This is a genomic window from Saccharibacillus deserti, assembly GCF_013618475.1.
In the GTDB taxonomy this organism is placed as follows: Bacteria; Bacillota; Bacilli; order Paenibacillales; family Paenibacillaceae; genus Saccharibacillus; species Saccharibacillus deserti.
The window spans coordinates 49,410-59,797 of record NZ_JABJVN010000009.1; the positions used below are offsets into that span (position 1 = coordinate 49,410).

Below are 10,388 nucleotides of genomic sequence, written 5' to 3' on the forward strand. Positions count from 1 at the left end.
TATGGCGATCTGGATTTCGGCGCTTCGCAGCGAGCGGATCAAGCTGGGCCGTTCGCAAATTATACTTTTGGCCGTCATCGATCCCATTCTCTGTGCAGTGGTCGGGCTGATGGCCAACGTCAGTAATGAAGAAGGCAGTTGGACCGGTTTGTTTATGGTGATGACTCTGCTGCACGCCCTGCTGTTTATGCCGATGATGGCGGGCATCTTCTCGGCTTTTGTCTGCCGCTACGAACATGCCGGCGGCGGATGGAAGCAGATCTTATCGCTGCCGGTCTCGCGCAGCGCGCTGTATCTGTCCAAGCTGCTGGTCGTGGCCGGGACGCTTGCGTTCAATCAGCTGCTGTTCCTGATCGTTGTGCTTGGGGCAGGCTTGTGCAAGGGATTCGATCTGTCGCTGATTCCGTGGGAAGTGTTCGCCCCCAAGCTGGTCGGAGGCTTCGTGGCCTGTCTGCCGTTGGCCGCGCTGCAGCTGTTCGTCTCCACCGTGTGGAGCAGCTTCGCGGCCCCGCTTGTGCTGAACATGGTCTTTACGGTTCCGAACATTCTGGTCGCAAATTCGGTGACCTACGGTCCCTATTATCCCTGGGCGCAGCCTATGCTTGTGATGATGCAGGCGGGCGGAGAATACGACTTCGGCGCATTCGGCCTGCCGATCGAGAGTCTGATGATTACGGTTGGAGGAAGTTTTCTCGTCTTTCTGGCTGCCGGATTGGTGTACTTCAACCGGAAGCCGGTCTAGGTCTTTGCGCGAAAAAGAAAAAAATCAAAAAATCCGTTTCTTTCCGTTAACAACAGGGACGGCAATGACGTTGATATAGAAAAGGGGAAAAGTCCCCGGTTCGAACGGACCCAGGCGAAGGGCTTGCCGCCCCGCCTTATCGACAAGGAGGTACGACTTATCATGTTCAAAAGAAAATTTGCCGTGGCTGCGGTGATCGCGCTCTCTTTGACGGGAGGCATGCCTTTCGTTCAGGCGGAAGCCTCGAGCGGAAGCGTTCCGATGGAAACGGCTGCTGCGTCTACAATCGAAAGCCCGCACTTCGGCGAATCCGCCTCGGCGCGGCCGGTTCGGATCCGGGAAGCTTCCGGCAGCGAGTGGACCGCTTCGGCACAGGCGATGCAACCCGATCCGCAGGATCTCGCGGGAGGCAAAGGTTTCTTTGTTTTCTGCGGCTCCATGGCCGTTTCTTTTGTATTGATGCTCGGCGTATTCGGCCTGACGATACTCAGAAGGCAGCGCAGAAACCGTTAAGAGCGCGGCGAAGGCAAGATTCGAGCAGGCGCGAAACCGGCCGGATCGTACCGCTTCAAGCCGTGATCTCCATAACCAAAAGGCTGTCCGGGATTTTCTCCGGACAGCCTTTTTTGTATTCCATTCGCGAAGCGGTGCCTGCCGGGTTCAGGAATGCTGGGCCAGGCCGTCGACTCCCGAGCGGATAATCTCGCACGAACGTCCGAACAGTATTTGTTCCTCGTCGCTCAAATTGAATTCGATCAGTTCTTCGATTCCTCCGTCGCCGATGATCGCCGGTACGCCGACGCATACGTCCTTCTGGCCGTATTCGCCATCGAGAATAGCCGATACGGCAATGATCCGGTGATCGTCGTTCAGAATGGAACGGGTGATATAGGCGATGGCGCTGCCGATGCCGAATTGGGTCGAACCTTTGCGGGTGAAGATTTCCCAACCGGCGTCTTTGGTCTTGCGCGCAATATCGTTCAGATCAAGGTCGGGGAAGCGCAGTTTGTGTTCATCCACGATATGCAGGATAGGTTTGCCGCCGATCGTGACATGCGACCAGGCCACGAACTGCGATTCGCCGTGTTCGCCCATCGCATAGCCGTGCACGCTGCGCGGATCGACCTGGAACACGTCGGCCAGCAGGGTTTTGAGCCGTGCGGAGTCGATCGAAGTGCCGGTGCCGATCACCCGGTGGCGCGGCAGGCCCGATACCTGCGCCGCGATCATCGTCACGACGTCGACGGGATTGGCGGCCACGACGAAGATTCCGTCGAATCCGCTGCTCATCACCGAGCTGACAACCTCGCGGGTAATCGCAGCGGCTTCGGCGATAATATCCATGCGCTTCTGTCCGGCTTTGACATTGGCTCCGGCGGTCAGCACCACGATATCCGCATCCGCGCAGTCGGCGTAATGTCCGGCCCGCACGCGCGTGCGCGTGGAAGTGAAATCGGCGCAGTGGGACAGATCGAGCGCCTGTGCCAGGGCATGCTCATGATTGCGGCTGACGATCACGATCTCGTCGCAGATGGATTGGTTGATCATGGCATACGCACTGCTCGATCCGACCAGACCCGATCCGATAATGGCGACTTTCCGATTTTTTTTGCCCATATTAGCACCTCTTGCTTAGGATTTATTGGTTTGCATGAAATTTTTCAGGAAACGTGCTTGTTCATTTTAACGGAAAAAAAGGCGAATGTCAGCTGAAAAATACAGAAATATGTTACAATACGTGACACCGTTGAAGGTTTAATCGCGAACTGATGAAAGGAAACAAGACAACACAGCCCCTTTTTATGATAAAAGCGCTTTTTCCTGTTCGGAAGGGTAATACATAGAGGTGCCTTTTGCGCGGGACGGTGTGGGGAAGAAAGAGCCCGGCGTCAAAAGGCGAATCTTAACGGAGGTGACGGATCGAATGACACAAAATCAACGCTTTGTATTGGCCAGCCGGCCGAAAGGCATGCCGACACGGGAAAATTTCGAACTGAAAACCGAAGAAGCTTCGCAGCCGGGAGACGGCGAGATTGCGGTCGAGACGCTGTATTTGTCGGTTGATCCTTATATGCGCGGACGAATGAACGATACCAAATCGTATGCGAAACCTTACGAGATCGGCGGAACCTTCGGCGGAGGCTCGGTCGGACGCGTGACGCAAAGCCGTCATGCTTCCTTCAAAGAAGGCGATATCGTACAGGGAGGCTGGGGCTGGCAGACGCATCCGGTCGTAAGCGGCGATCTGGCGGTCAAAGTCGATGAGAGTCTGGCCCCGATCCAGACGGCGCTCGGCGTACTCGGCATGCCGGGACTGACGGCGTACTTCGGTCTGCTGGATATCGGACAGCCCAAAGAAGGCGAGACGGTTGTCGTCTCCGGCGCAGGCGGCGCGGTCGGCATGATCGTCGGCCAGATCGCGAAGATCAAAGGCGCCCGGGTCGTCGGCATCTCCGGTTCGGAAGAGAAGAACCGGTTCTTGTCCGATGAACTCGGCTTCGACGCCGTGGTCAACTACAAGACCGAACCGCTAAACGAAGCGCTGGCGGCCGCATGTCCGGACGGCGCCGACGTTTACTTCGACAACGTAGGCGGCGAGGTGAGCGATGCCGTGTTCCAACTGCTGAACGCGAACGCCCGTATCCCGCTGTGCGGCCAGATCTCGCTGTATAACGTGACGCAGCCGGAACCGGGTCCCCGCTTTCTGCCGCTGCTGCTGACCCGCACCGCCCTGGTCAAAGGCTTCCTGGTCGGCCAATATCAGGACCGCTATGCCGAAGCGATTCCCGAGATGGCGGGCTGGCTCAAAGACGGCCGCCTGAAATACCGGGAAAATATCGTCGAAGGCTTCGAACGTTCGCCGGAAGCGTTCCTCGGATTGTTCAGCGGAGAGAACCTGGGCAAACAGCTGGTCAAAGTATCCGACTAACGTTTCTGTTCTTGCGGAATTGGACTCTGCACAGGCAGGCATAGACGCAAAAGCAGTCTTTTCCTTCGGGGAAAGGCTGTTTTTTCGCGTATAACCATGCTCTTGTTTTTGAAACGGAAAAGGACAAAAACAGTTCTTTTTTTATGGATTAAATGAAAATATTCCTATTTTATAAAGGCGAGAAGTTGTAGACAAGTTTCGCCTTTCGACTGAAAGACCCCCGGCTATATGCGCAAAAAAGAGGACAAATAGAACTAAAACAATAAATGGATTTATATCACATCATGAATGGTGGAAGTATAGAGTACAGACGGAGCGGAAGCATAGGAACCCGAATACGACCTCTCCGCTGCACGTTCTTATCATAAACTTATATGGGAGGGCGCGATATTATGATCAAGAAAAAGGTTATCGCCTCGATAACGGCTTTGTCTTTGCTCGGCAGTATCGGGCTTGCTCCTGTCGGCTCGACCGAAGCGTAAAAAACGAGCCTGCCGGATTGAACCGGAAGCTCGTTTTTTGTTGGGCGCTTGCGGCGTCCCGATTATTTCAAATATTTCGCTTTGAGAGCGAGAATGCGGAGAACACTTTCGTCGATCCGCTTCTCGGAGACCGCGCCGGATTTCACCGCCTGTTTGATCGCCGCGATCGAATCGATCGCATTGTCGGCACCGTGCGCAACAAGCACGATATCGCTGCCGGCTTTGACCGATTGGACGGCCGCTTCGCCGATTCCGTAATTTTTGGCGATGGCTCCCATCGTCATATCATCCGTCATCACGACGCCTTTGAAACCCAATTTGCCGCGCAGCAGATCGGTGATGACCGCTTTTGACAAGGAAGACGGGTACTGTTTATCGAGTTTGGGCAGCAGGATATGGGCAATCATGACGACATCCGCGTCTGCGGCGATCGCTTTTTTGAACGGGATCAGCTCCAGCTTGTCGAGCTGCGCCGGAGTCTTGTTCACGACGGGCAGCGAGATATGCGAATCGACCGACGTATCGCCGTGGCCGGGGAAGTGCTTGACCACGGGAATCACTTTCTTGGATTCGAGTCCCTGCATGACCGGAATCCCGAGCTTCGATACCAGGGCCGCATCCGCGCCAAACGAGCGGTCGCCGATGACGGGATTGTCCGGGTTGCTGTTCACATCGAGCACCGGCGCGTAGTCGAGATTGAAGCCCTGCGAGAGCAGTTGGTCGCCGAGCTGTTCGCCGATCGATCGGGCATAGGCCGCGTCGCCGCGTTGGCCGATCGCGCCGGCTGTCGGAATCTTGTCCACGCCCTTGAGGCGGGCCACCCGTCCGCCTTCCTGATCGACGCTGACGAGCAGCGGAAGAGCAGGTTCGGGATTCGCGGCTTGGACTTCGGCGGCGAATTTTTTCGTCTGCGCGGCCGAATCGATATTGTCCGCGTAGAAAATGACCCCGCCTACGCCATGGTCTTGAATGAGAGCCCGGTCCGCTGCGCGCAGCGAAGTGCCTTCGACGCCGGCGATCATCATCTGGCCGATTTTCTCGTCCAGCGTCATTCCGGCAAGCGTCTGGGCCGCGCTGCTGCCGGAATCCGGCACGGCAGGGTCCGCGGCCGGATTGTCCGGCGCTTCGTCCGAATCCGCCGCCGGTTTGTCTTTGCCGCCGGCATCGGGCTTGGAGGAACTGCCGCCTGTCTGCGGTTTCGAAGGTACCGCGGGAGCCGCGTCTTCGGCTGGAGCGGTCGGAGTGTCGGCGGGAGGAGCCGCAGCAGCAGCCGAAGAGGCCGTGCGGATGACGGAAATATGGTCAAGCGGAGGATTCTCCTGGATTTCGGTTCCGTCTCCGGCCCAAGGTTTGGGCAGTACCCACCGCAGGACATAACCGCCGGACAGCTCGTAGCCGAGGATGATCTGATCGACGGTGTCGTCTTGGTAAGTCTTGACGCTGTCCGCTTCGCCAAGCTCGCTTAGGATATCGCGGTAGCGGATATTCTTCAGCGACTCGTCGTCGGATCGCAGATCGATGACCTTGTTGCCGCGGTAGCCGATCGCGGCGGAATGCTGCGGGTATTCCGCATACACGGCGTTCCCGCTTTGCGAAGTTGTACCGGGAGCTGCCCATTCCTTCTTCACTTCGTCGAGGCTTGTGCGTCCGACCGTGAAGGCTGCGGTTTGGATCCGGCCTTCGCGGGCCAATGCAACGATGGTTTCGATCCGTTTGGCGGACGCCTCGGAATCGGAGGGAACGTCGTTCTCTCCCTGCGCAGCGGCACTTTCTCCGCCTGCCGGAGCGGAAGGCGGAGCGGTCGGCGGCGCTTGGCGTTCCTGAAGGAACCAGGCCGTGCCGCCGATCAAGACGAGCAGGATGAGAACGGCGGATCCTATTTTTATAGAAGAAGAAGTTCGGTTGCTGCGAGCCATGAAGCCATCGGCTCCTTTCCTTATGGATTAACACAAATACCGTCTGCGCTTCGGAGAATCCGGAGCGGCGATGAATGGTGTGTGCTTATGGTTTTGGGCGGAACTTTACGTCGTTTCCCGCACGACCAGACCGAATTCGAGCGGCTTCAGCGGAAGCGGACGCCCGATCAGACCCGGGGAAAGCAGGGCAAACGCATTATAAGCCTGATCGCGGATCGGGTTCTGAACGGTCGTGAGGCCAAGCGTCTCGGCGATTGGCATATTGTCGAACCCGACGATGCGAAGCTCGCCCGGAACGTTCCAACCGAGCCGCCGCGCTTCGCTGAGCACGCCGGCCGCCACAAAATCGTTGGCGCAGATCACGGCCTGCGGGACTGCCGATTCGGCGGCCGAAGATTCTCCGCGATTTTTCGGTCCGGCAAGCCGGGCGTCCGTTTCGGGCAGAAGGTTTGGCCGTCCGGCGCTTCGATCGGCCGAATTCGGCTTCGATTCGCGGCGCCCCGGATCCGCCTGTCTGTCGGCCGGCCCCGCCCACAGCCGGCGAACCGTCTCCTGGCCGCCGGCCATATGGTACACGGCTTCGAAATACCAGTCGCGCCGAATCTCGAGGCCGCGCCGCGTCATGAGGTCTTCGTAAGCCTGCGCCCGGCGTTTGGTATTCAGGCTGCTCGGCCGTCCGAACGCATTGGCGATGTCCGTGATTCCGAGAGACAGCAGATGCTCCACCGCCAGAATGTAGCCGTCGTATTGGTCCATCGCCACGGACGGGATATCCGGGCGGTCCGTCCGCTGCCAGGAGACGATCGGCCCGTATTTGCCGTATGAGCCGACCAGGGACAGCTCGTTGACGCACGTAATAATCAGCAGACCGTCGACTCTTTTTTGCTTCAAATCCTCGAACGCCTGAAGCTCCCGCTTCCGGTCGGAGTCGGAGGTATAGATGATCGTTTGGAACCCGTGCTCCGCCGCGACTTCGACAAACCGGGTCATGAACGGGAGAATCACTTCGCTGATATTTTCCGTTACCATGCCGATCTGCAGCGTTTTGCCTTTGGAGAGGGAGACGGCGTTGCGGTTCGGCACGTAGTCCATTTCGCGGATCACATTCAGGATCTTCTCTCGGGTCTCGGGACTGACATGGCGGGATTTGTTCAAGACGCGGGAGACGGTCGCTTTGGAAAATCCGCTCAATTTCGCGATTTCTTCAAGATTGGACATAGGGTCGCTCCTTGGGGTTGACGTGGAACGCGTTTCACGGTTTATGCTGAAATCAAGACTTCTTTATCCATTCTAACACACAGGAGTGAATCGATATGAGCACACGGTTTCCGGAAAACTTTTTGTGGGGCGGCGCGGTAGCGGCGAACCAATTGGAAGGCGCCTACCAGACGGACGGGAAGGGCTGGTCCATCCAGGACGTTACGCCAAAAGGCGGCTTCGCCGGACACGGCGGCGACCCGCTGATTACGGAAGCGCCGACGGAAGACAACATGAAGCTGATCGGAATCGACTTCTATAACCGATACAAGGAAGACGTGAAGCTGTTTGCCGAAATGGGCTTCAAAGTGTTCCGCACCTCGATCGCCTGGTCGCGCATTTTCCCCAAAGGCGACGAAGCCGAGCCGAACGAAGAAGGCTTGAAGTTCTATGACGAACTGTTCGACGAATGCCATAAATACGGAATCGAGCCGCTCGTGACGATCTCCCACTACGAGACGCCGCTGCATCTGTCGCGCGAATACGACGGCTGGGTCAACCGCAAGCTGGTCGACTTCTACGTGCATTACGCGACGACGGTGTTCAAGCGCTACAAAGACAAGGTCAAATACTGGCTGACGTTCAACGAGATCAACTCGATCCTCGAAGCGCCGTTCATGAGCGGAGGCATCTCGACGCCGAAAAAAGACCTCAGCAAGCAGGATCTGTACCAGGCGATTCACCACGAGCTGGTCGCAAGCGCGAAGACGGTCAAAGTCGGACACGAGATCAACCCGAACTTCCAGATCGGCTGCATGGTCTTGAGCATGCCGATTTATCCGCTGACGCCGAACCCGGACGATGTGATCCAGGCGATGGAATCCGATCACAAAAACATGGCGTTCGCCGACATCCACGTGCGCGGCGTGTACCCGGGCTACATGAAGCGCTATCTGCGCGAGAACGGCATCGAGATCAAATTCGAAGACGGTGACGCGGAAGCGCTGAAGCACACGGTCGATTTTATCTCGTTCAGCTATTATATGAGCATCTGCGAAACGGCCGATCCCGAGAAAAAAATCCAGGGCGAAGGCAACCTGCTCGGCGGCGTGCCGAACCCTCACCTCAAAGCGAGCGAGTGGGGCTGGCAGATCGATCCGCAGGGCCTGCGCTACGTGCTGAACTCGTTCTGGGACAGATACCAGAAGCCGCTCTTCATCGTGGAGAACGGATTGGGCGCGGTCGACGAGCTGGTCACGAACGATCAGGGCGAGAAGACCGTCGAAGACGACTACCGCATCAACTACCTGAACGATCACCTCGTGCAGGTCGGCGAAGCGATCGAAGACGGCGTCGAAGTGATGGGCTACACGACCTGGGGCTGTATCGACCTTGTCAGCGCCTCCACGGCGCAGCTCAAAAAGCGCTACGGCTTCATCTACGTGGACCGTCACGACGACGGCAGCGGCACGCTTGAGCGCTACAAGAAGAAATCGTTCAACTGGTACAAAGAAGTGATCGCGACGAACGGCAAAAGCCTGAAGCGTTAAGTTAGCAGCGCCGGTTCCAACCCGGCAGCGCAAAAAGGACGCCTCCCCAAGGAGGCGTCCTTTTTTGCGTATCCTCGAATGCCGCTACCGTTCTTGGTTGATCAGCTGGCGAAGCAGCTTTTTGCTGACGGTATCCTTTTCTCTTTTCGGACGCCCGATGCGTTCGTAATCGAGTTTTTCGGCCAACAGCTGCTGTGGGGTGAGCACGCGGGCGCGGACTCCATTCAATTCGTGAGCCCGCGGATCGAGACAGTCCGGCATCCATACCCACTCCGGGATCCCGTGGGGAGTCAGAGGGCCGCCTTCATTGTGCGTGAGATACAGAATCTGGACATCCACGCCGTTTTTTCGGTAATCGGTTTGTTTCTCGTTGATGAAGAGACTCTCGAAGCCGGCAGCTTCCAGTCGGCCTACGATAGTTTGTTCGGCGCTTAGCCTGGCGACCAGATCGAGATCGTCGTGTTCGCGCAGGACGCGGCCAATCCGAAAGTCGATCGCCCAGCCTCCCCTCAACCAAAAAGGTTCGCCAATCTCTTCAAATAAATCGCCGATCTCGCGTAAAATGTCCAGCTGTTTTTCGGTCTGCGATAAGGTTGGCATGTTTCGTCCTCCTTGACGGGCCGCCCGTCTGTTTGAACTTGGAAAGATGATCTCGCGTCCGGGAAAAATCGGGCCGGGAAGAAGCATTCCGGAATGAAATAAGGGTTCCCACGCATTTATTTCTAGAGCGAGCGGATGCACGTGAAGAACCGGGATGAATCCCTTGAACGACGGACAGCGTTCCCGGCGCCGGCGCTAACGGTCTTCGTGCCGTACAGCCGAAGCGGCTAGGGCCGCCACTCAAGCTTCCGCCGCACCTGCCGGAGTACCGCCGCCCGTCATGCGCTTGAAGCGCAGCAGCATGTTGAGACGCCAGTGCAGGATCATGCCAAAAGCGAGAATAAAGAACACGCCGCCGGTCTGCGGAAGCGTCACGAACTGTTCGACGTATCCGTGCAGAGCGAGCCGGATCACGATCAATACAACGAGGATGAACAGAAACGCTTTGGACCTTTTGACGAACAGATCGCTGCCGACCTGTTCGAACTTGGTGCCGAGAATAAGCGGGTACGCGAACAGGAACCAGCCGACAAGGAACGCGATCAGCGCGCCCGTCCACGGAATCTGGATATCGCGGATCACGAACATGAAGAAGCCGGTAGCCATTCCGACCGGAGGCATCATGATCTTGCGTACCGTCAGCGGACGTTTGCTGGCTCTCATCCGCATAAACAGCGCCATGAACGCCATGCCCGCGAAGAACAGGGTGAACAGGACGCTCAGCAGAATCGGATTCAGCGAGAAAAATCGGTCGAATACGGAATTGATCCAGTCTATCATCTATTGGGCCCCTTCTCTTGGTGGAATCGCTGCAGAATCGCAAAAAGCGTGCCAAAAAGGCCGCGCCTTCATTATACCATACCAAACGGGAGGTTTTTAAAGACGCTTTCGCACGAACGAATCGTTTTGGGGTAAGATTAGGAATAAGAGCGCAAATCCCATCGGCTTCCAAACCCGGCAGCCTTTAAAGGA

Annotated in this window: 9 protein-coding genes; 4 read left to right on the plus strand and 5 right to left on the minus strand. The window is 57.0% G+C overall.

Features of this window, described 5'->3' with window-relative positions:
• The first annotated feature begins 1 nt into the window (after position 1).
• Positions 2 to 742: an ABC transporter permease gene (locus tag HOP44_RS19230; RefSeq protein ID WP_172256409.1), complete on the plus strand. Its 741-nt coding sequence runs from the start codon at positions 2 to 4 to the stop codon at positions 740 to 742.
• Positions 743 to 904: 162 nt separating this feature from the next.
• Positions 905 to 1,255 carry a hypothetical protein gene (locus tag HOP44_RS19235; RefSeq protein ID WP_172256410.1) on the plus strand — a complete coding sequence of 117 codons (351 nt, stop codon included), beginning with the start codon at positions 905 to 907 and terminating at the stop codon, positions 1,253 to 1,255.
• A 147-nt stretch (positions 1,256 to 1,402) separates the two neighbouring features.
• Here HOP44_RS19235 and HOP44_RS19240 read toward each other — a convergent pair whose 3' ends face one another.
• Positions 1,403 to 2,359: an L-lactate dehydrogenase gene (locus HOP44_RS19240; protein ID WP_172256412.1), complete on the minus strand. Its 957-nt coding sequence runs from the start codon at positions 2,357 to 2,359 to the stop codon at positions 1,403 to 1,405.
• Between the two features lie 307 nt (positions 2,360 to 2,666).
• Here HOP44_RS19240 and HOP44_RS19245 point away from each other — a divergent pair, with 307 nt between their 5' ends.
• Positions 2,667 to 3,671, plus strand: a complete 1,005-nt coding sequence (locus HOP44_RS19245; protein WP_172256413.1) for an NADP-dependent oxidoreductase — start codon at positions 2,667 to 2,669, stop codon at positions 3,669 to 3,671.
• A gap of 544 nt (positions 3,672 to 4,215) precedes the next feature.
• Here HOP44_RS19245 and nagZ read toward each other — a convergent pair.
• Positions 4,216 to 6,069 (minus strand): beta-N-acetylhexosaminidase, encoded by a 1,854-nt coding sequence (nagZ, locus tag HOP44_RS19250; protein WP_172256415.1) that lies wholly within the window; start codon positions 6,067 to 6,069, stop codon positions 4,216 to 4,218.
• A 105-nt stretch (positions 6,070 to 6,174) separates the two neighbouring features.
• Positions 6,175 to 7,287, minus strand: coding sequence for a LacI family DNA-binding transcriptional regulator (locus tag HOP44_RS19255; protein ID WP_172256417.1), 1,113 nt, complete (start codon positions 7,285 to 7,287; stop codon positions 6,175 to 6,177).
• 95 nt (positions 7,288 to 7,382) lie between these two features.
• Between HOP44_RS19255 and HOP44_RS19260 the strand changes: the two genes are divergently transcribed.
• On the plus strand, positions 7,383 to 8,816 hold the full coding sequence (locus HOP44_RS19260) for a glycoside hydrolase family 1 protein (protein ID WP_172256419.1): 1,434 nt from the start codon (positions 7,383 to 7,385) through the stop codon (positions 8,814 to 8,816).
• Between the two features lie 84 nt (positions 8,817 to 8,900).
• Here HOP44_RS19260 and HOP44_RS19265 read toward each other — a convergent pair whose 3' ends face one another.
• Together HOP44_RS19265 and HOP44_RS19270 are read right to left on the minus strand one after the other, a co-directional pair.
• A complete protein-coding gene (locus HOP44_RS19265; RefSeq protein WP_172256421.1) occupies positions 8,901 to 9,416 on the minus strand; it encodes a nucleotidyltransferase domain-containing protein in 516 nt (171 codons plus the stop codon).
• 240 nt (positions 9,417 to 9,656) lie between these two features.
• The gene (locus HOP44_RS19270) at positions 9,657 to 10,196 is read right to left on the minus strand and encodes a CcdC family protein (protein WP_172256423.1); all 540 of its coding nucleotides are present in this window, start codon (positions 10,194 to 10,196) and stop codon (positions 9,657 to 9,659) included.
• Between the last annotated feature and the right edge of the window lie 192 nt (positions 10,197 to 10,388).

What these genes read in the sequence shown, in the direction of transcription:
- HOP44_RS19240 (WP_172256412.1), bottom strand. Translation starts at nt 2,359, where the DNA reads ATGGGCAAAAAAAATCGGAAAGTCGCCATTATCGGATCGGGTCTGGTC.
- HOP44_RS19245 (WP_172256413.1), top strand. Translation starts at nt 2,667, where the DNA reads ATGACACAAAATCAACGCTTTGTATTGGCCAGCCGGCCGAAAGGCATG.
- HOP44_RS19265 (WP_172256421.1), bottom strand. Translation starts at nt 9,416, where the DNA reads ATGCCAACCTTATCGCAGACCGAAAAACAGCTGGACATTTTACGCGAG.
- HOP44_RS19255 (WP_172256417.1), bottom strand. Translation starts at nt 7,287, where the DNA reads ATGTCCAATCTTGAAGAAATCGCGAAATTGAGCGGATTTTCCAAAGCG.
- HOP44_RS19235 (WP_172256410.1), top strand. Translation starts at nt 905, where the DNA reads ATGTTCAAAAGAAAATTTGCCGTGGCTGCGGTGATCGCGCTCTCTTTG.
- HOP44_RS19270 (WP_172256423.1), bottom strand. Translation starts at nt 10,196, where the DNA reads ATGATAGACTGGATCAATTCCGTATTCGACCGATTTTTCTCGCTGAAT.
- nagZ (WP_172256415.1), bottom strand. Translation starts at nt 6,069, where the DNA reads ATGGCTCGCAGCAACCGAACTTCTTCTTCTATAAAAATAGGATCCGCC.
- HOP44_RS19230 (WP_172256409.1), top strand. Translation starts at nt 2, where the DNA reads ATGGCGATCTGGATTTCGGCGCTTCGCAGCGAGCGGATCAAGCTGGGC.
- HOP44_RS19260 (WP_172256419.1), top strand. Translation starts at nt 7,383, where the DNA reads ATGAGCACACGGTTTCCGGAAAACTTTTTGTGGGGCGGCGCGGTAGCG.